This is a genomic window from Cetobacterium sp., from assembly GCF_977044495.1.
In genome coordinates this window covers 75478-97105 of record NZ_CDRRQU010000002.1, presented here as the reverse complement: position 1 = coordinate 97105, position 21628 = coordinate 75478, and the positions used below count along the sequence as shown (strand labels likewise).

General features: G+C 30.5%; 21 protein-coding genes. 5 read left to right on the top strand and 16 right to left on the bottom strand.

Going from position 1 to position 21628, the window contains the following annotated elements; genetic code table 11:
• The 6 genes from ACWI69_RS01005 to ACWI69_RS00980 all read right to left on the bottom strand — a co-directional run.
• Nucleotides 1–113 (bottom strand): acyl-CoA dehydrogenase family protein (locus ACWI69_RS01005; protein WP_448820012.1); only part of this gene is annotated, 113 nt, incomplete at its 3' end.
• An 18-nt stretch (nucleotides 114–131) separates the two neighbouring features.
• Nucleotides 132–536: a MaoC family dehydratase gene (locus tag ACWI69_RS01000; RefSeq protein WP_448820010.1), complete on the bottom strand. Its 405-nt coding sequence runs from the start codon at nucleotides 534–536 to the stop codon at nucleotides 132–134.
• Between the two features lie 36 nt (nucleotides 537–572).
• Entirely contained in the window at nucleotides 573–1292 is a 720-nt protein-coding gene (locus ACWI69_RS00995) for a beta-ketoacyl-ACP reductase (protein ID WP_448820009.1), read from the bottom strand.
• A 45-nt stretch (nucleotides 1293–1337) separates the two neighbouring features.
• Nucleotides 1338–2543, bottom strand: coding sequence for an acetyl-CoA C-acetyltransferase (locus tag ACWI69_RS00990; RefSeq protein ID WP_448820008.1), 1206 nt, complete (start codon nucleotides 2541–2543; stop codon nucleotides 1338–1340).
• A gap of 119 nt (nucleotides 2544–2662) precedes the next feature.
• Nucleotides 2663–3838, bottom strand: coding sequence for a TetR/AcrR family transcriptional regulator (locus tag ACWI69_RS00985; protein ID WP_448820007.1), 1176 nt, complete (start codon nucleotides 3836–3838; stop codon nucleotides 2663–2665).
• Nucleotides 3839–3879: 41 nt separating this feature from the next.
• Nucleotides 3880–5430 (bottom strand): acyl CoA:acetate/3-ketoacid CoA transferase, encoded by a 1551-nt coding sequence (locus ACWI69_RS00980; protein WP_448820006.1) that lies wholly within the window; start codon nucleotides 5428–5430, stop codon nucleotides 3880–3882.
• Nucleotides 5431–5636: 206 nt separating this feature from the next.
• Here ACWI69_RS00980 and ACWI69_RS00975 point away from each other — a divergent pair, with 206 nt between their 5' ends.
• The 3 genes from ACWI69_RS00975 to ACWI69_RS00965 are packed head-to-tail and all read left to right on the top strand — an operon-like array spanning nucleotide 5637 to nucleotide 9074.
• Complete coding sequence (locus ACWI69_RS00975; RefSeq protein ID WP_448820005.1) at nucleotides 5637–6989, top strand: GntP family permease; 1353 nt, start codon at nucleotides 5637–5639, stop codon at nucleotides 6987–6989.
• A gap of 19 nt (nucleotides 6990–7008) precedes the next feature.
• Entirely contained in the window at nucleotides 7009–8148 is a 1140-nt protein-coding gene (locus tag ACWI69_RS00970; protein WP_448820004.1) for an MFS transporter, read from the top strand.
• Complete coding sequence (locus ACWI69_RS00965; RefSeq protein ID WP_448820003.1) at nucleotides 8142–9074, top strand: alpha/beta hydrolase; 933 nt, start codon at nucleotides 8142–8144, stop codon at nucleotides 9072–9074. The genes ACWI69_RS00970 and ACWI69_RS00965 overlap by 7 nt, the downstream gene beginning before the upstream one ends.
• 74 nt (nucleotides 9075–9148) lie before the next feature.
• Here ACWI69_RS00965 and ACWI69_RS00960 read toward each other — a convergent pair whose 3' ends face one another.
• The 5 genes from ACWI69_RS00960 to ACWI69_RS00940 form a co-directional block, all read right to left on the bottom strand.
• Entirely contained in the window at nucleotides 9149–10693 is a 1545-nt protein-coding gene (locus ACWI69_RS00960) for a glycine betaine ABC transporter substrate-binding protein (RefSeq protein WP_448820002.1), read from the bottom strand.
• Nucleotides 10694–10723: 30 nt separating this feature from the next.
• Nucleotides 10724–12331, bottom strand: a complete 1608-nt coding sequence (locus ACWI69_RS00955) for an N-acyl-D-amino-acid deacylase family protein (RefSeq protein WP_448820001.1) — start codon at nucleotides 12329–12331, stop codon at nucleotides 10724–10726.
• Complete coding sequence (locus ACWI69_RS00950; protein ID WP_448820000.1) at nucleotides 12309–13067, bottom strand: serine hydrolase; 759 nt, start codon at nucleotides 13065–13067, stop codon at nucleotides 12309–12311. The genes ACWI69_RS00955 and ACWI69_RS00950 overlap by 23 nt, the downstream gene beginning before the upstream one ends.
• 10 nt (nucleotides 13068–13077) lie before the next feature.
• Nucleotides 13078–14247 carry a M20 metallopeptidase family protein gene (locus ACWI69_RS00945; RefSeq protein WP_448819999.1) on the bottom strand — a complete coding sequence of 390 codons (1170 nt, stop codon included), beginning with the start codon at nucleotides 14245–14247 and terminating at the stop codon, nucleotides 13078–13080.
• A 129-nt stretch (nucleotides 14248–14376) separates the two neighbouring features.
• Nucleotides 14377–14682 (bottom strand): DUF3870 domain-containing protein, encoded by a 306-nt coding sequence (locus ACWI69_RS00940; protein ID WP_448819998.1) that lies wholly within the window; start codon nucleotides 14680–14682, stop codon nucleotides 14377–14379.
• A gap of 278 nt (nucleotides 14683–14960) precedes the next feature.
• Between ACWI69_RS00940 and murI the strand changes: the two genes are divergently transcribed.
• Both murI and ACWI69_RS00930 read left to right on the top strand, forming a co-directional pair.
• A complete protein-coding gene (murI, locus tag ACWI69_RS00935; protein ID WP_448819997.1) occupies nucleotides 14961–15467 on the top strand; it encodes a glutamate racemase in 507 nt (168 codons plus the stop codon).
• Between the two features lie 284 nt (nucleotides 15468–15751).
• A complete protein-coding gene (locus ACWI69_RS00930; protein WP_448819996.1) occupies nucleotides 15752–17227 on the top strand; it encodes a YfcC family protein in 1476 nt (491 codons plus the stop codon).
• 59 nt (nucleotides 17228–17286) lie between these two features.
• Here the strand turns inward: ACWI69_RS00930 and ACWI69_RS00925 are convergent, their stop codons facing one another.
• The 5 genes from ACWI69_RS00925 to ACWI69_RS00905 all read right to left on the bottom strand — a co-directional run bounded on the left by ACWI69_RS00925 (nucleotide 17287) and on the right by ACWI69_RS00905 (nucleotide 21410).
• Nucleotides 17287–17610, bottom strand: a complete 324-nt coding sequence (locus ACWI69_RS00925; protein ID WP_448819995.1) for a hypothetical protein — start codon at nucleotides 17608–17610, stop codon at nucleotides 17287–17289.
• 28 nt (nucleotides 17611–17638) lie between these two features.
• Complete coding sequence (locus tag ACWI69_RS00920) at nucleotides 17639–18499, bottom strand: alpha/beta hydrolase (protein ID WP_448819994.1); 861 nt, start codon at nucleotides 18497–18499, stop codon at nucleotides 17639–17641.
• 170 nt (nucleotides 18500–18669) lie between these two features.
• Nucleotides 18670–18879 (bottom strand): heavy-metal-associated domain-containing protein, encoded by a 210-nt coding sequence (locus ACWI69_RS00915; RefSeq protein WP_448819993.1) that lies wholly within the window; start codon nucleotides 18877–18879, stop codon nucleotides 18670–18672.
• A 16-nt stretch (nucleotides 18880–18895) separates the two neighbouring features.
• The gene (locus tag ACWI69_RS00910) at nucleotides 18896–21133 is read right to left on the bottom strand and encodes a heavy metal translocating P-type ATPase (RefSeq protein WP_448819992.1); all 2238 of its coding nucleotides are present in this window, start codon (nucleotides 21131–21133) and stop codon (nucleotides 18896–18898) included.
• A 13-nt stretch (nucleotides 21134–21146) separates the two neighbouring features.
• Nucleotides 21147–21410, bottom strand: coding sequence for a metal-sensing transcriptional repressor (locus tag ACWI69_RS00905; protein WP_448819991.1), 264 nt, complete (start codon nucleotides 21408–21410; stop codon nucleotides 21147–21149).
• Between the last annotated feature and the right edge of the window lie 218 nt (nucleotides 21411–21628).

The window sequence follows — 21628 nt, the reverse complement described above, 5'->3', positions numbered from 1 at the left end:
GGGAATCTCTCTTCCTCATCAATTTCAGCAGCAAGAGGTTTAACTTCATTTTCAGCAAAAGCTGTTATCATTTGCTTAAAAAGTTCTTGCGATTTAGTTAATGTAAAATCCATTTATTTCCTCCTAATTTTTTATTTTTTCATCAGTGTAGCTTTTCCAGTAATTACTTCCACTCCATTTTGATTAACACAGATAGTTTTCAAAATAACTCTACTTTTCTCCGGAATTAGTTCTATTACCTCTACTATAGCTGTTATTGTATCCTCAGCATATACAGGAGCTAAAAACTTTAGCTCCTGCCCCATATATATACTTCCCTCACCAGGTAACTTTGTCCCCAAAGCAGCCGATATCAAGCCAGCACTTAACATCCCATGTGCTATACGACGCTTAAATATTGTTGTCTTTGCATACTCCTCATTTATATGAGCAGGATTTAAATCAGTTGTTATTCCAGCAAATAAAATAATATCTGTTTCTGTTATTGTTTTACTTACACTGTCTTTCATTCCTACTTTTAACTCTGAAAATTCCATAATTGAATCCCCCTTTTTAATTTGTAGTTACCAAAACTAGATTACAAGCCCACCATCTACACCTATAATTTGACCAGTTACAAATTTAGATAAATCACTTGCTAAAAATAAAACTGCATTCGCTATATCTTCAGGTTCACCCATTTTTTTCAATGGTGTTTTTTCTATCATAGTATTTATCACTTTTTCAGGAAGATCCTTTGTCATTGGAGTTTTTATAAATCCTGGTGCTATCGCATTTGTTCTAATTTGATCACCTTTTCTAGCAAACTCTTTTGCCCAAGCTTTAGTTAGTCCAATAACTCCAGATTTTGTTGCTACGTAATTTGTTTGTCCAATATTTCCATACACTCCAACTACAGAAGATAAATTTATTATACTTCCACTTCTATTTTCAAACATTAAAGGAACAATAGCTTGAGTCATATTAAATACACCTTTTAAATTAACATCAATTACAGCATCCCACGCATCTTCTGTCATTTTTTGAATCAATGAATCTTTTGTTATTCCAGCATTATTTACCAATATATCAATTTTTCCATATTGTTTTTTTACATCTTCAACAAATTGTGCTATTCCTATTCTATCTGTTACATTCAAATTTATCATTTTAATTTTTGGGTCTGTAAATTCGCCCACACCCAAATCACATGAAAAAACTGTGGCTCCTTTTTCAGCTAATTTTTCACAAATTACAGCCCCTATCCCTCTTGCCCCACCTGTTACTACTGCTATTTTTCCATCTAATCTCATGTATTTCATCTCCCTTTTTATTTATATTTTATATTGATTTAACTACTACAGCTGTTCCCATTCCTCAGCTGTTCCCATTCCTCCACCTATACAAAGACTTGCTAAACCATATCTACTTTTTCGCCTTAACATTTCATGAACTAAAGTAGTTATAATTCTATTCCCACTTGCACCAACAGGATGTCCTAAAGCAATTGCACCACCATTCACATTGCATCTTTCACCAAAAAATTCATCAGTAACTCCATATTCATTTTTTAACTCAAACATAACTCCCAATGCTTGAGCTGCAAAAGCTTCATTCAATTCAATTAAATCCATATCTTTAAGGTCTAATTTTGCCATTTTTAGTGCTTCTTTTATAGCTGGAACAGGTCCCATTCCCATAATTTTAGGGTCTACTCCTCCTTGACCAATACCTACTATTTCAACTAATGGTTTTAAATCATATTTTTTAACAGCTTCTTCACTCGCTAGAAGAATAGCACTAGCACCGTCATTTATACCCGAAGCATTTCCAGCTGTTACAGTTCCATCTTTTTTAAATACTGTTTTTAATGTGCCTAACTTCTCTAGTGATGTTTTTCTATTTGGATATTCATCAGTATCAAAAATTATAGTTTGTTTCCTATCTATAATCTCAACTGGTACAATTTCTTTTTCAAATTTCTTTTCATCAATAGCTTTTATTGCTTTTTCTTGAGATTTTATTGCAAATTTGTCCTGTTCTTCTCTTGTTATAGAGTATTTTTCAGCTATATTCTCTGCAGTTACTCCCATATGAATTTTGTCAAAAGCATCCGTTAATGCATCAACCAACATACTATCTTGAAATTTAAATTCTCCCATCTTAAAGCCTTCTCTTACCTCCTTTGGACTCACAAATGGTGCTTGTGACATAACCTCTGTTCCTCCACAAATCACTAAATCGGATAATCCACTCTTTATATTCGAGTAACCGACCATAACAGATTTCATTCCACTTCCACACAACATATTTAATGAATATGCTGGGACCTCAAATGGAACACCACCCTTTATAGCAACTTGTCTACCTATTCCCTGCCCTTGTCCCGCTGACAATATATTTCCTATAATAACTTCATCCAACTCATGTCCTGATAGATTGTTATCTTTTAATAGTTCTTTTACTACTATTGCTCCTAAATCACTTGGAGATACATTCTTTAAACTACCTAAAAATGAACCAATTGCCGTTCTTTTTGCATCAATAATATATATTTTACTCATATTTTCCTCCTATTTAATTTTTTTATTTTTTCCTATAACGAACCAATTCTCAATATCTTAATACCACTTTTAATTTTTAAAGTCAATATTTTTTACAAAAAAAATAAAAAAGCTTGAATCTAATCAAGCTTTTTTATCCCATTCTTAAATAATAAACTCATATTTTTTAACAATCCATCTATATCATTAATCTCTTTTGTAAAAAATATTTCAATTCCAATATAATGTTGAACACCTAAAATAAGATTTGCAATGATTCTACTCTCACTTACTGAGAAATTGTTTTTTTTCAAAATATCTATGTGTAATTTTTCAATTTTATCCAAATAATCTATATAGACATCAAAATTTATGAACTCAACATCTCTAAGTAACTTATACTTATAACTTGCACTTTTATAAAATTCTATAAATATATATAAATACATGACATATAATTGATTCGTATTGAACTCTTCATTATAGTTATCTTTTATTAGAAATAAGATTTCTTTTTTTAACTTCTCTATGATTTCAACTAAAAATGTGTCTTTGCTATTAAAAAAACTATAGAATAACCCAATAGAACAATCTAGTTTTTCAGTTATATCTTTTATTTTTACATCATGATATTCATTCAATCCAAATAATTTTTCCCCTTTTTCTAAAAATTTATGCTTAAAATTATCTGAATTTAATATAATTCTTTTATAAAGATTCGCATTATAAATCTCATCTAAATTCTCAATATAGCTCTCTGTAAAACCATTAAAAATTATTTTTACTAAAAAATCAATATCATATTTCATACCTCTTGAATTATAACTTATATTGATGAATCTAATAGAACCCAATATATAAATTATTTCAAATTCATCTAATTTTCTCTCAAATATCTCCTCTAACTTTTTTAAATATGCTCTCTTTATACGTTTCTCATACTGTATAAACTTATATTGACCTTCTCTAAATATTTTAATAAGCTTTTTTTCTTCTTGAGTCATTTCAACATTGAGACGAATATAATTTTTTAACTTTTCTTCTCTTGTACCATCCAAAATATTTTCCAATTTTTTTTCAACTCTTTCAGAAACTATTTCCAATAGATGCTGAAATAACTCCTCTTTATTTCTAAAATATTTATATATTATCCCATTTGAAACTTGAGCATTTTTGCTTATTTGAAGTAAAGAAACTTCCCCATATGGAATTTCATAAAATAATTCAATTGCTGCTTCGATAATTTTTTCCTTTGTACTCATTACTTCTCCTTCAACAATATAACTTAATTCACTTATACATTCTACTTCATTCAAAGAAACAATTCAATTAAAAATAGGGAATTTCTTCCCTATTTTCACAACTTTAATTTAAAATCATCTTCAAATATTCTCTTATCCATTAATTTAAGTTCAGGCGATATAATCGGTTTAAACTCCATATTTTTAAGAACATCTTTTTCTAAATCAATTCCAGGAGCAATCTCTATCAGTTCCAGTCCATCTTTACTCAATTTAAAAACTGCCCTTTCTGTAACGTAATAAACTGGTTGATTATTCAAATTAGCTGTTTTTGAACTAAACGTTATTTGCTCAACCTTTTTTATAAACTTCTTATTTTTCCCTTCAGTTATTATTTTAATCTGATCATCTTTTATTTCTATTTCTAGTCCCCCTGCAGTAAATGTTCCACAAAAAACCACCTTTTTAGCATTCTGAGAAATGTTTATAAAACCTCCACAACCAGCTATTTTCGGTCCAAATTTAGAAACATTTATATCTCCACTAGAATCACATTGAGCTAACCCTAAAAATGCTACATCTAATCCTCCACCATCATAAAAATCAAATTGATACGGTTGATCTATTATGGCTTGTGGGGTTACACTAGCTCCAAAACTTAATCCTCCAACTGGAGTTCCACCAATTGCACCCGGTTCGACTGTCGGAGTAAATAAGTGTTCTTGATTTCCATCTTTTAAAACCTCTGCAATTCCTTCAGGCATACCTATTCCATAGTTTAATATTTTATCATCTTTTGACAAAAACATTGCACATCTTCTGGCAATTATCTTTCTTTCATCTAATGCTGATTTTTTCTTCAAATCATTTACTAAAATACTACTGTTTACAAAAGTTTCATCATACTCTGTTCCAAAAGTTTGATGATGATATTTTGCATCAGAGCATACAACTACATAATCCACAAATATGCTCGGTATTCCAACCAATTTAGGGTTAATACTTCCATTTTTTACTTTTTTTTCAACTTGTACAGCTATTTTTCCACCACTATTTCTCGTAGCCATAGCCAGTGCTAAACTTTCTAATGTTAACGCTTCTTTTTCCAAAGATATATTTCCATCCTCATCAGACAAGGTTCCTCTTAAAATTGCAAAATCTATCTTCGAAGGTGCTTTAAAATAAAGATATCTTTCACCTTCTATAGAAATATCTTTAACTATCTCCTCTGTAGTTACTTCATTAACTTTTCCCCCTTGTAACTGTGGATCAACAAATGTCCCGATGCCTATTTTTGAAATCGTTCCCTTTTTACCAGAAGCTATATCTCTAAACATATGAGAAATCACTCCTTGAGGTAAATTATATCCTTGAATTTTATTTTCTAAAGCTAGAGTTCCCAATTTGGGAGCTAATCCCCAATGTCCTCCAATAACTTTACTTACCATTCCTTCATGAGCTAGATGATTTAATCCTTTATCTTTTCCATCTCCTTGACCAGCAGCATAAATTAAAGTTAAATTAGTTGGTCGTTTGTTTTCTAAATAATAGTTCTCTATTTCTGTCAAAATCTCTTCTGCCACACCAATCCCTACAAATCCTCCTGTAGCTACAACTGAGTTATTCTTTATCTTTTTAGCAACTTCTTTAGCACTAATAAATTCCATAAAAATACCTCTTTTTTTAGTTTTTTTGAATTGATTCTCACTTTTATATAAACCACATACACATTAAATTGTCAATATTTTTTTAAAATTTGTATTTATTTCAAAAAAACTGTTGACTTTTAGAATAAAGATAGGTAATATAAGTTTGTAAGTAAGTTTTCAAAAGAACCAATTCTCAATAAGACTAATTTTATGAGGTGATTTGATTGTTAGGTATATTCTCATTAGTTTTTTCTATCGTTATTTTAATTTTTTTCTCATTTAAAGGCATTTCTATTTTAATTTTAGCCCCACTTTTATCTATGGGACTAGCTTATTTCACAGGTGATTTACCCGCTTTATATGCTTTAACTGGTCCATTTATGAAGGTTACAGCGTCGTACATAGGAGCTTATTTTCCTATATTCCTGGGTGGTGCTATCTTCGGTAAAATTATGGGAGATAGTGGAGCTGCTAAGTCTATCTCACACTTTATTTCTAAAAAATTAGGAAAAAATAGAGCTATTCTAGCTGTTGTACTAGCAACTTCTCTTCTTACATATGGTGGAGTTTCTCTTTTTGTCGTTGTTTTTGCCGTATATCCTTTAGCTGTCGCTCTTTTTCAAGAAGCCGATATCCCTAAAAAACTTATGCCAGCTGCAATTGCATTAGGAGCATTTACTTTCACTATGACTGCCTTACCAGGATCACCACAGTACTTAAATTCAATGCCTACAAATTATCTGTCAACAAATATTTATGCAGCACCTATTCTAGGTACTATTGCAGCACTAATCATTTTGGTTTGTGGAGTTCTTTGGCTAGAATTTAGTTCTAAAAAAGCTAAAGCCAAAGGTGAAGGGTACGGTAACTATGATGATAAAGTTCAAGATTTTGATTCAACTTCTATCCCTCATCCTTTTATCTCTACGCTTCCAATAATTGTTATATTCATAGTTAACTGGCTTGTTATAAATATACTGTTTAAAAGTGAAAGTTTTATAGATAAATTTAAGCAATACGGTGGGCTTGATGGAAACTGGCCTGTAACAATAGCTCTTATGCTCGCTATTATTCTATCTTTAATCTTATTTAAAAAACAAATAAAATCGCCACTTTCATTGTTAGAAAGAGGTGCTGAAAGTTCTCTAAGTCCAATTTTTAATACAGCTGTTATAGTTGGATTTGGTGGAGTAGTTAAAGCTACTTTAGCTTTTGAACTTATAAAAGAGGAAGTATTGGCTCTAAATATTCCAGGATTATACAAAGTTGCTATATCTACGAGTTTAATGGCTGGAGTTACAGGTTCTTCTTCTGGAGGAACTGGTATTGCTCTAGAAGCTTTAGCCAAACCATTTTTAGAAATGGGTCTAAGTCCTGAAGTTATTCATAGAACAATGTTAATTGCTGCTGGTGGACTCGATTCTCTTCCACATTGTGGCGCTGTTATCACTTTACTAGCGGTGTGTGGAATAACTCACAAAGATGGATATAAAGATATTGGAATACTGACTGTTCTTATTCCAATAGCTGCACTTTTATTTATTATTGTTTTACATAATATAACTGGATTAGTTTAAAATTAAAGGAGGTGTTTTAATGAGTAAATCAAAGAAATATTTAGTTGAATTTGTTTTATTTTTTACCTATGCACTATTTGCAATGAGTTGGAAGTCTGGTGATATACTTATTGCAAAAATGGGATTTACAGCTTCACAAATGGCCATTATGACAAATGCCATCAATGTAGCTAAGATTATTGGAAGTCTTTCAGCTGCGGGAATTATTGCAAAATTAGGAAATAGAAAAGTTTTTTCTTATTCAACTCTGTTAATATTTTTAGGAATTTTATTACCTTTTGTAAATGGATTCCCTTTAATTTTTTTAGTGAGATTTACTTTGGGGCTAGGGGGAGCACTAGTTTTGGTTACGATTAATCCTATCGTTGCTAAAATTTTTTCAAAAGAGGAGTTAACTATAGTAAATGGACTTAATGCTGTCGCTTTCAATGTCGGTTTAGCTATTACACTTACTTTAGCAAGTAGTATTTCTAGCAATCCACCTCTTTCAATAAAAATAATATCTTTTACTTTACTTGTTCTTGTTTTTTTATGGAATTATCTAAGTTCTTCTATTGATCAAGATACAGTCGCTCAAAGTAATGCTGCACATAGTTTTACTTTTGTAGATGGGCTAAAAGATAGTTTCAACTGGATTTTTTCTCTTTCATATTGTGGATTATTAGGATTTTATTTAGTTTCATTTACTTTTATGAGAGCTGAAAATGTAAAGTATGTTATATATTTTGGAGTCATAGGAGCTATAGTTGGAACTATCCAAGCTAAAAAAATTGAAAATAAACTTAATTTTGTAAGAATTTCAGCTTTTCTACAGCTATTAAGTGCTATCGGATTTTTGTTACTATATAATACATCTGTTATTAAATTTATGGGTATGAGTTTAGGATTCTTTATTTTTCTACCAATGGCTGCATTTGTTACCTTAGCTTTTAATAGACCTGATACAACACCGAGAAAAATTTCCGTTACATTCTCTATTTTCTGGTCTTTAAGTTATTTTATATCTATCATAATAATCCAAGCATTTGCATTCCTAAAAGATAATTTCGGTGATAATTCGGCGTTTATATTTATAGTTTTCGTAGAAGCAACTTTCTTCATAGGTACAACATTTTTCATGAAAAATTCTAAAAAAATATCGGAGGATAAAGTATGCTAAAAAAAGAATTAGTAAATTGGTTAGATACTTTTAATAATGTTACTGTTCCAAACCTCATTGCCAAAGGATTTAAGCCAACTCCTGTTAATGCTAGAGAAGGATTAGCTAATTTAACAAAGGGGCTTATTAGTAATATTCCAGAAATAGCTACTATTTTTGATGACTATATATGCAACGCTGATTATAATGTTCCTGTTAGAATATATAATCCAAATCCCAGCGAAAAATTACCTGTTCTTATATACTTCCATGGTGGTGGGCACATGGCCGGTAGTGTTACTGTATATGATCCAATTTGTAGAAAACTTGCAATTAAAACAAATCATATTGTCGTCTCTGTTGAATATAGGCTTTCACCAGAAAATCCATATCCATGTGGTTTAGTGGATGCCTACAATTCAATCAAATATATTTACAATACCCTAGATTCTAGAAATATAAATTATATCAGAAGTCTAAAAATTGGTGGAGATAGTGGTGGCGGAGCGATTGTAGCTTCTGTTGCTATGTTGGCACAATTTGATGACACTGTTGTAATTGATAAGATGTTTATGATATACCCAAGTCTCGACTACACTATGTCATTTCCTTCAATTGTTTCAAATGGAAAAGGATATCTTTTAGAGTCAGGTAAAATATTATGGTATTTTAATAACTATTTTGCACATGATGAAGATAGAAGAAAAGCTTCACCTATTTTTAATGAAATTACTGAAAATATTCCACCTACTCTTATTTTTACAGCTTCATACTGCCCTTTAAGAGATGAAGGAGTTGAGTATGTTAGCAAATTAAAAGATGCAAAAGTTGATGTCTTACATTTCAATTTAGATAATATGATTCATACATTTATGAATATGGAAGATCTTTGTCAAGAGGAGTGTAATTTTGTGTATGAAAAATTTAATCTTTTTTTAAACTCTTAATCTGAAATAATAATACTTTTTAAATCAAAAAGCAGAGGAATCTATAATTCTCTCTGCTTTTTGATTTTTAATCTCTACTCTATCAACCCTTTATCTTTCAAAGCATCCTTTGCAACATTATACTCGCTCTCCACTCCCTCCGTCACTTTAAGATTTAATCTTTGCATATCCTTATTTGTGAACATATTACTCAATTTAGAAAGCTCTCTTTCTATATCTTCATATTCATTTTTAAAACTATTTGAGATAGTTATTACAGCTTCATATGGTGGAAAAAACTTTAAATCATCCTCTAAAACAACTAGATTATATTTTGCTAATAACCCATCTGTGGAATATACAACTCCCACCTCTGCTTTATCCGAATAGATTGTCGGTATAATCAATCCAGGTTCCATCGAATTTACTTTCTTAAAATTTAGATTATAGGCTTCTATTAATCCCTTTAATCCATCAACCCTTTCCATAAATTCATGTCCACCAATCAAATATGAATCATTTGCAATTTTCTTTAAATCAGAAATCTTATTAATTCCATATTTTTCTGAAAACTTTTTATTTACCGCCAATGCGTATGTATTCTCAAATCCTAAGGGTTCTAATATATCCAAATTATACTTAGTATTATAGATATCTTTAACTTTAAAAAATATCTCTCTTGGTGAAAGCAAGTCTTTTTCACCTAAAATAGCTAAAAATGAGGTCCCTGTATATTCAGGGTAGATATCAATTTCACCATTTTTAATAGCTTCAAAATTTATATTTGTTCCCCCGAGCTCTGTTAAACTAACCTTATATGGCGTATTTTTTTCAATTAATATAGCTATCATATTACCTAATATCCGTTGCTCTGTAAAAGTTTTATGCCCTATTTTTATTACAACATACTGCTCTTTATTCATATATTTTTGAACTTGAAACAAAAAAAATGAAATTAACATAATTGCGACCCCAACTAAAATTTTACGATTTTTCTGCTTCTCTTTTTTATTTCCTAACGGTCCTAAAACTTTTTCAAGAATTCCCAATAGATAATTAGCCACAAAAGCCAATATTGCAGTTGGAATAGCCCCACATAATACAAGATAATTATTACTTGTTGCTATACCCTTAAAAATTAGTTCTCCTAATCCACCAGCACCAATTAAAGCAGCCAAAGTTGTGGTTCCTATTATTGAAACTGTTGCTATCCTTATTCCTCCCATTATAACACCTAAAGCTATTGGAAATTTAACTTTTAATAGGAGTTGAAAGTTTGTCATTCCCATACCTATAGCTGCTTGGATTGTTGAATAATCAACATTTCTTATCCCTATAAAGGTATTAGTTACAATAGGTAATAACGAGTATAGAAATAAAACAAATACCGCAGGTTTAAAACCAATCCCTAAAAATGGAATAATTAACCCAAATAATGCTAAACTAGGAATTGTTTGAAACATTCCTGCTGCAGTTAAAGTAGCCTTAGATGCTCTTTGGCTTTTTGTTATCAGTATTCCAACTGGAACTCCAATAAATGTTGCAATTAGTACAGCTATTCCAGAAATCTTTATGTGTTGATTCAATAATATTCCAATTTCTGGAAGCCTAGATATAAAATATTCTATAAATCCATTCATAAAAATATCACCTCCAATATTTTTACTCATTTAGTTTACCAAAACTGTCCCAGCTCTAATATTAAACACTGTTTCACCTTCTAAAACTACCTTTCCATTTATAACAACATACTCTATCCCCACAGGACGTTGAAAAGAGTTTTGAAAAGTAGAGCTATCTTTGACTTTAGCTAAATCAAAAATAGTAATATCTGCAAAATTACCATTTTTAATCTCTCCGCGCCCCTCTATCTTAAAAAATTCAGCCGGTTTCTTCGTTACTCTATTTATAATTTGCTCTATCGAAATTTCATTTTTTACCATATGTACATACTTTGGAAATGTTCCAAAATTTCTTGGATGTGGATTTCCTAGTTCAAAGCTATCCTCCATTGGCAAAGAGTTTCCATCACTGGCAATAACTCCTAAATCACTTTTAAAAAACTCTTTTACATCTCTTAAATCCATAGAAAAATATATGCCTTGAGCCTTTCCCCTCGATTTTTCAAGAATATATAAAACAGTTTTTTCTTCACTTAAATTCAAATACTTTGAAATCTCAGATATTGTCCTACCATTAAAATATGAGTTCTTCAAGTAACTATTAGATATTACGATATTTTCACCACCCCCTCTTTTTTCAATATTTTCTCTTATCAAAAGCATTACTTCATCAGAAAAACTAGGAATATCTTTAATAAATGTTTCTATATCTCCATTGAAGATGCTTTGAGGCAAAAGAACAAAAAGGTTTGTACATGTGGCTTCATAAGGATACTGATCAAATGAAATTGCCACTCCAGACTTAAAAGCTTCCTCTAATGCCTCTATAATCTTTTGAGCTTTCCCCCAATTTTTTTTATTCATTACTTTTAAATGAGAAATATTGACCTTCGCCCCAGTTTCTCTACCGTAATAGATAACCTCTTCTATAGATTTTTCAATCTCATTCACCTCATCTCTCATATGGAAAGATGCGATTTTATCATATTTTTTTACCACTTTTAAGAGTTCTAAAATCTCTCTTTGATCCATAAAATTTCCGGGCTGATATATCAATCCAAAAGAGATTCCAATCGCTCCCTCTCTAAATTGTTCTTCTAAAAGTATTTTCATCTTTTCGATTTCACTTTCATTGGCTTTACTTGACTTAAAACCCATTACAGCAATTCTAATACATCCAGCTCCTACAAGAAAACCTTGATTTGTAACAAGTTTTCTCTCTTTCAAAAAATTTTTTAATACTAAAAATGACTTAGTTTTATTTAAATCTATTGGATAATAATTTATATCTGAGTGAGTTTGAATATACTTTTTAAGATTCTCTCTATTTCCATCTATCCAAGGGGAAATTCCAATTCCACAATTTCCATTTATCTCTGTTGTGACTCCTTGATAAATTTTACTTGAACAGCTCTCATCTATGAATCCAGATATATCCGAATGGCTATGAACATCAATAAACCCAGGGGCAACATAAAGATTTCTAGCATCAATAACTTTTTTTCCATCCAATCTATCCTTAGAAATAGTTTCAATCTTATCCCCAATTATTCCAATATTCATAATCTCCTTGTTTTTTAAAGCTCCAAAAATAATCGTTCCATTTTCTATAACTAAATCATATTTTTTCTCATTAATATTTTTTAAAGTTTTCATAGATACACTCACCCAATCTATTATTTAAAAGAATAGCTTCTTTATTTTCCCCTTCTGCTAAAATAATTAAATCTACAAAATTATTCTTGAAAAATATTCTTCCGGTATCATGTTCTATATTTACTAAATCTCCAGTTTTATGAGCTATCTCTACCTTTCTAAAAAAGTATAGTGGAATTTTAGAGTTACACAATTGATTTTTAAGAATAAAAAGTGCTGTTTTATCACAATATAGATTTTCTAAAACTTTTAAGGTATCTCTAGCACTTGTAAAATTATCCAAACCTCTCTCTTTTGCCTCAAAGTCATACATTTTTCTTTGAAGTCGAGTTTCATAGTAACCTTTTTTTTCAATAAAACTTTGAATGTAATCTATTCCTAAAATATCTATCAACATATTTGTGGCTGTGTTATCACTTAAAGTTATCATCAAAGTTGCTAAATCTTTTATGGTTAGATTCAAATTATCGTCCAAAATTTTTAAGATTCCAAACCCCGAAACCTTATCTGACAAATTTACACTCTTTCTATCACTATATGCTAACTCTCCATGAGATATTTTTTCTAATAGAGCTTCCAAAATAAAAAGCTTTATCAGACTAGCTGATTGAAAAACTTTACTTTCATTTTTAGAAAATATCTCTTTTCCATCAACCTTAACTATAATACCTACTTTTCCTGAAAAACCATTAATTATATTTTGTAAATTAGATTTCAGTTGATTAAATCTTTCCATGCTTTCCTCCTTAAATTGAGTTATATACATTTAGTATTTGCATCATTACTCCATTGACTATCGCTTCCTCATCAATATCAAAGTTTCCATTATGAGCTTGAGTTTTTATATTTTTCTCATTATTTCTAACTCCTAAAGTAAAAAATGCTCCCTCAGTATTTTCAATAAAATACGCAAAGTCTTCCACTCCCATATTAGCTAACTTTTTTTCATAGATATTATCCGCTCCAAAAAGTTCAGTAGCACTTTTTTTAATAATATCTACAGATTTATCATGATTTATTAAAGCTGTATAGCCAGGTTCTATACCAATCTCACCCTTTCCGCCAAAAGCTAAAGGTAGAGTTGTTACAATCTCTTCAATTCTTTTTTTCATTCTAGCTCTAACATCTGGATCTAAAGTTCTTAAAGTTCCTCTAAGCTCAATCTCATTTGATATAATATTTCCAGCAGTTCCACCATTTATTGTTCCAATTGTTATTACACCAGATTCTCTAGCATCTAAATTTCTACTTACAATACTCTGTAGAGCAATAATCACATGAGATGCTATTAAAAGTGCGTCTACACCTCTACTTGGATAGGCTCCATGGCAACTTTCCCCCTTTATCTTTATTTTCAAAGTATCTGAAGAAGCATTCATGGCTCCATACTTTATTCCTATTTTTCCAACGTCTATAGTTTCATCTACATGTAATCCATAAACAGCATTAACTCCATCAAGAGCTCCGTCTTCAATCATGGGTTTTGCTCCTCCAACAGTTTCCTCAGCAGGTTGGAAAAATAATCTTATATTTATAGGTGGCTTCTCCTTTGTTTCATAAAAATATTTTGCCACTCCTAAAACCACAGTTGTGTGTACATCATGTCCACAAGCATGGCAAATTCCACTATTTTTCGAAGCATAATCAACACTTTTTATATCCTGTATAGGAAGAGCATCTATATCTCCTCTCAGTCCTATCGTTATATCTTTATTTTTACCCTCAATTTCTGCTATGACACCAGTATTAAATGAAGTTCTATACGGTATATTCATCTCATCTAAGTATTCACAAATTCTATTATGAGTTCTAAACTCCTGAGTTCCTAATTCAGGATGTTCATGAAAATCTCGTCTTACTGCTATTAACCATTTTTTTATATTTTCACTGTGTTTCTTTAAAAGTTCTATATTCATAAATTATTCCTCCTTAAAATATTCTTTATATTGTCATTTTTTTACTTTATTATAAATGCAAAAAAGTCTAAAACTCTATATTAACTAGAATTTTAGACCTTATTTATGTCTTTTAGATAAATAAGTGTATTAATTCACTGATTGATTATATTTTTTTATGGCGTCTTTATATGCTACAATTATAGATTTCTGAGAAGATCCTAAATAATTTTTTAATATAATAGAGCTTATTTCATCAAAATCCCCTATAAAATATTTTCCAATAAAAATTTTTTTTATGAAATCATTTGTTATTTTTAAAATCGTAGAAGCTTCAACATCTAAAATTTTTCCATTTTTATCAATAATAAAAGCTACAAAGAAGCTATTGTAATTTTTAGTTATTGCATTGTCTATAGATGTTTTTGCAGTTCCTACAATATATTTTTCTCCCATCAACTCCCTCCCCTAGCATAAAATAATCCCCACAAATAATATATACCCCAATAAATATCAAAAGTCAAATAGAAAAGTAAAAACAAAAATTTGACATTCCTAAAAAGTTAAGGTATAACATTTATTAATTAAATAAATGAATAAAAAAATACACTTATTTATGATTTGAAAGTAAATGAGGTCTAAAATTATCTTTAAAAATAGTTTTTAAAAACTATTTGAGAATAATTTTAGACTTTTTTTTATACATTTTTTATATACTATTGAGGGGGCAAAAAATGAAAGTAGGGGTTTTTGATTCAGGTGTAGGTGGGTTAACAGTTTTAAAGGAGCTATTAAAAGAACTTGATTTTGTAGATTTTATCTATTATGGGGATAGCTTTAACTCACCATATGGGACTAAAACAATTGAAGAGATTCAAGAACTTTGCTATAAAATTAGTAAATTTTTAATAACAAAAAATGTAGATCTTATTGTTATAGCTTGTAATACTGCAACGGTAGCGTCACTGGATTATTTAAAGGAAAAATTTCCAACTCTTCCAATTATAGGAGTTATAAATCCTGGTGCCAAAATGGCCCTTAGGGAAAGTAAAAATAGAAAAATAGGGGTACTTTCTACCCCATTGACAGCTAAAACAAATGCTTATAAAAATGCGATTATAAATTTAAATGAAAATTATGAAGTGTATCAACAAGGCTGTGAACTACTTTGTCCTATGATAGAAAAAGGATGGAAAGATGACGAAGAATCTCATAACATCTTAAAAAGTTATATAGAATAACTTCCAAAAGATATCGACACTCTAATTTTAGGATGTACACATTACCCATTTTTAGAGGAAAAAATTAAAACTATAACTCATTGTAATATAGTTAATCCAGCTAAAGAAACTGCTAAATTAGTAGGAGAGCAATTAAAAAAAATAAAAAATGTTGCAAATTTAAAAAATTATAATAAAATAAGTTATTACGTGACCGGTGATTTAAATAATTTTATAACTGTTGGGGAGCAGTTATTAAATCAAAAGATGGTAGATGTATATAAAATTTAAAAGGGGTGTGTTTTATGAATAATGAATCAAATTTAGGTTTAAAAAATAACGGTGGGGTTGGCATAAAAGAAAAAGAATTTAAAATAGAAAAATTTAAAATTCCTCATACCTATGTTATCATAGCTGGGATGATAATCCTCTCTTTTATAGGAACTTATATAATTCCTGCTGGTGTTTATGGAAGAATTAAAGATATAAATTCTGGTAGAATGATTATATCTCCAGAAACTTTTACATTTGTTTCTAATACTCCAGTTAAGTTCTTCTCTTTTAGTGAGCATAATTTATTTACTGTATTAATAAGAGGTCTACAATCAACTTCTGGAATTGTTTTCTTCACATTTTTGGTATGTGGCTTTTTTAATATGATTCAAAAAACAGGAGCTATCGATTCTGGAATAGCAAAAGTAGCTTATCTTTTTAGAAATAAGGGAATGCTTTTAATCCCAGTTGTTTTATTTGTATTTTCAATTGGTGGAGTGGCAATAGGTATGAATACAGAAGCAATAGCCTTTGTTCCGCTTGGAGTCCTTTTAGCTAGAGCACTTGGATTTGATGCTATGGTTGGAATGGCTATGGTAGCTTTAGGAGCTGGAGTTGGTTTCGTTGGTGGATTTATTAACTCATTTACAGTTGGAGTTGCTCATTCGATTGCAGGACTACCAATCTACTCTGGAATGGGATTTAGAGTGGCTGTCTATATAGTTCTATATATTGCAACAGTTATTTATATTATGAGATATGCTAAAAAAGTGAAAGAAAATCCTTTTAGTAGCGTCGTTTTTGATTTAGAAGTTAAACAAAAATCTATGTCTAATGTCTCCAATGATACACAAGACATGCCAGATTTAACTCTTAGACAAAAAGGAGTTCTTCTAGTTATGTTAATCGGATTTATAACTTTAACATATGGAGTTTTAAAACATGGCTGGGGGACAGAACAATTAATCAGTATATTTATGTTCATGGGAATTGCATCCAGCTTTGTAGCTGGAATCTCTCCTAGTGATTCTGCTAATAACTTTTTAGATGGAGCAAGAGGAGTAGTCTTTGGAGCTCTGGCTGTAGGATTAGCTCGTGGAATTTTAGTCGTATTAGAGGATGGACAGATTATAGATACTATTTTATTCTATCTTTCTAGCAAAATTTCATCTTTACCTGGAGTTGTCTCAGCTTTACTTATGTATTGCGTTCAAATTATAACAAATTTATTCATTCCATCAGGAAGTGGACAAGCAGCGACGACTATGCCTATCATGGCTCCTTTAGGAGATATGATTGGTGTTTCTAGACAAACTGTTGTTTTAGCTTTTCAATATGGAGATGGATTTACAAATTATATTAATCCAACTGCAGGTGGTCTTATGAGTTATCTTGCAATTTCACAAATCTCATATGAGAAATGGGTGAAATGGATGGCTCCTCTTATGGGAATCTGGGTAAGTATCGGAGCTACTGCTATAGTTATCGCATACTTTATAGGATATTAATTTAAAAATAGTTGGTACCAAGAAGAAAATCTTGATGCCAACTTATTTTTTACCTAAACCTAATTCAAAATTTCATATTTTAAGATCTCTAAAACTCTATCATCTTTTTCAGCTAATTCATTCTTAGCTTTTCCTTTATCAATTCCTCGAATTTTTATTTTTACCTTTGGATAGGGCATTCCCTCTTGAACTAATTTACTCATATATTGATTCAATTCATTGCTTTTTCCATTTATCCAATATTCTTGCCCTGTTTTTTCATCAGTAAAAATCTCAACTTCATGTCCATATGTATACGTTCCAACGTATTCTCTGCTTTTTAAACTGCTACACGCCGTAAATAGTGTAATTGTACTCAATAAAATAACTATTTTTTTATTCATAACCACTCTCCTTCAACTTACTTCTTCACTACTTACTGAACCATTTTATTTGCTCAGTTATAGAAAGAAGAAAAACTTCATCTTCATAAACATCATAGTGTCCACAATCATACTCTAATAACTTTTTATCACACTTTAATGATTTATATATAAAATCCATTTCTTGAGGTAAATTAACTATATCATTATTAGCTTTTAAAAGTAACACAGGCACCTGTATTTTTTCTAAATGCAAATCTATTGATAGTTGATTTATATCTCTAACAGTTGATAGTGATAATCTTGTACTCAAAAGTGTAAAAAATTCTTCTTTATATTTCTCTAAGAATATTTTACTTTGTGAATCAGATAACAATTTTTTTAATGGAAGCAATAATTTTTTGTTTTCTACAACTTCCTTATATTTAATATTTTCAAGTTGGTTTAAGTATTTTTCCTTCTCCTCAAAATTTAATAAAGAAGTATTGTTTCTAAGTCCGTTGGAAAATGTAATTTGAGCATATACTCCTGAAATATTCTCCAAAATCGAAGCTAATTTTAGCACATATAAACCACCCAATGAAGTCCCCCACAAATATAATCGCTTATCACGGAACTCTTCATTTTTTCTTAAATATAGAGCAACATTTGATATATCCCTCATCTGATTTTCAGGAACTATCTCTATCTCTCCTTCACTTTCTCCAAACCCGTTATAATCAAAAGTAATGACATCAAATCCTGCTAAAGAAAATTTCTCTGCATATTTCGGCAAAAATAAATCTTGGGTCCCTGCAAACCCATGACACATCAAAATAATTTTATCTTTTTTGGTTGCCACATTGGCTCCATAATGTTTTCCTTTCAAAACATTTTTATCAGAATAGATTTCAAACTGTTTTACTTCCATAGATGTCTCCTTCCAATTTTTTAGCTATTATTTATTTCAATCACTTATAAATAACATATGTATTTTATTTTTTTGATTTTAGCATCCTTTTAAAATAAATGTCAAGAAAAAAAACGATTCATCTCACATCTGTTAAATAGTGAGATAAATCGTCTTAATGTTTTCAATATTTATATTTTTTGAAACTCTATAACCTCATAATCGTGATTAGCTAACACTTTTATTATTAAACTCTCAGCCACATCACCAGTTATGATAGCAGACTTAGTTGCTAAATCAACTTCAACTTCTCCCATTCCAGGAATCTCCTCCAAGGCCTCCTTTACATGTCTAACACAGTTCATACAACTCATTCCATTTATTAAAACTCTTCTCTTCATAAAAACAACTCCTTTTTTATTTATTAGGTTTAAACCCTTTTAATCTCAATGCGTTTGTGATAACAGAAACTGAACTTATACTCATAGCTCCTCCTGCTATCATTGGGCTTAATAACGGTCCACCAAATAAAAACAGTACTCCCATTGCTACTGGAATTCCCAAGACATTATAGCCAAAAGCCCAAAATAAATTCTGTTTTATATTTTTTATAGTTTCTCTACTTAATTTAATTGCTGTTGGTACATCCATCAAATCGCTTTTCATTAAAACTATATCGGCTGATTCAATAGCCACATCCGTTCCAGAACCTATTGCTATTCCAACATCTGATTGAGCAAGAGCTGGAGCATCATTTATACCATCCCCAACCATAGCAACTTTCCTTCCCTCTTCCTGTAACCTTTTCACTTCTGCTGCCTTATCTTTTGGCAAAACTTCTGCAAATACTCTATCGATACCAACCTGAGTAGCTATAGCTTGAGCAGTTTTTTTATTATCACCAGTTATCATAGCGACTTCAACTCCCATTTTATGTAAAATCTCTATAGCTTTTTTAGAGTTTTCTTTTACTGTATCTGCAACGGCTATAATACCTGCAATTTTATTATTTATTGAGATAAACATGGGAGTTTTACCCTCTGTTGCTAATACATTTGATTTTTCTTCTAAGTCAAGCAAGTTAATACTATTTCTGTCCATCAATTTTTTGTTTCCTAAGAATATATCTTTTCCATCTATTATAACTTCAATTCCATGTCCGGGAATAGCTACAAATTTATCTAATTTTTTTAATTCAATCTTCCTATCTTCAGCTTCTTTAACAATAGCTTCTCCCAATGGATGTTCCGATCCCTTTTCAGCACTCGCTGCAATTGTCAATAGTTCCTCTTCAGTTATCATTCCTTCAACCAAAATATCTGTAACTTTAGGTTTTCCTTCTGTTATTGTTCCAGTTTTATCAAATATAACTGTCTGAACTTTATGAGCAGATTCTAATGCCTCACCACTTTTTATTAAGACTCCATATTCAGCTCCTTTTCCTGTTCCTATCATAATTGCTGTTGGCGTTGCTAATCCTAATGCACAAGGACACGCTATAACTAAAACCGAAATAAATATAGTCAATGCAAACTCTACATCTTTTGTCACAAAATACCAACCTAGCCCAGATACAATAGCTAAACCTATTACAACAGGTACAAAATAACCAGAAATTATATCTGCTAACTTTGCTATAGGTGCCTTTGATCCTTGAGCATCTTCAACAAGCTTTATAATTTGAGCCAAAGCTGTATCTTTTCCAACTTTAGTTGCTCTATATTTTATAGTTCCATTTTTATTTATACTGGCTCCTATAACTTCAGAATCAATTGTTTTTTCCACCGGAATACTTTCGCCTGTGAGCATTGATTCATCAATTGCTGTACTTCCCTCTATTACTATTCCATCAACTGGGATTTTATCGCCTGGTTTTACTATAACAATATCTCCAGCTTTCACATCTTCTAAAGGAATGACTTTTTCTTTGCCATCAACTTCAACTCTTGCAGTTTTAGGTGCTAATCCCATAAGTTTCTTTATAGCTTCGGATGTTTTTCCCTTGCTTACAGACTCTAAATATTTTCCCAGCGTTATCAATAAAAGAATTGTTGCTGCCGATTCAAAATATAAATCGTGAGCATATCTTGGGTATCCTTGAAATATTTTTATAACAGCAAATATACCATAAGCGTAGGCTGCTGAAGTTCCAATTGCTATTAAAGAATCCATGTTAGGACTACCTTTTAAAAGTGTTCTCACTCCAACTTTAAAAAACTTATAACCCACTAACATAACAGGTGTCGTTAGTAGCAATTGTACTAATGCAAAAGTTCTTGGGCTATCTTCAAGAGAGATAAAACTTGGCAAAGAGTATCCCACCATATGACCCATAGATATTATTAAAAGTGGTCCTGTAAAAATTAAAGAAATAATAAATCTATTCCAAAGTTCTTTTATCTCTTTCTCTCTTAAATTTTCACTTTTCTCTGTATCTACTTTCTCTTGAGCTGTAGCTTTATAACCCGCATTTTCAACTGTTGAAATAATATCTTTCGCAGAAAGTTTCTTTTCATCAAACTTTACAACTAACTTTTCAGTTGCCAAATTAACATTAGCCTCAATTACTCCCTCTAATTTTCTTGTTGCTTTTTCAACATGACCCGCACAAGAAGAACAAGTCATCCCTTCTATTTTAAATGTATTTTCCTTCATAACTATCAGTCTCCTATTTCATAACTTTATTTAAAACATCTATAACTTCAGCTATTTTTTCATCAACATCAACTTTATCAAAAGCTGTTTTAACACACTTTTCCATATGCTGCTTTAAAATTAATTTATTAGCTTTTCTTAATAGTGCCTCTGCCGCTAAAATTTGATTCACTACATCCATACAATATCTGCCTTCATCAATCATTTTTAATGTCGCATCAATCTGACCCCGGCAAGTTTTTAACATCAGTACGGCTTTTTCTTTCTCCGTTTTCATAATTTTCACCTCAAATTCTATTTTACAAATGAATGATATCATCTTTTTTTTTTTATGTCAACCCCCCCTATAGGGGTTGGGATATTTTTTATTTTAATATCTATTTTAAATCTATATTCGTTGAAAATACAACATTTCTTTCTTAATTAATCTATAAACTTATAAAGGAAAATTATATATAAATCGTAATAAATTATTTAAAAGCATTGTGGAGGTAA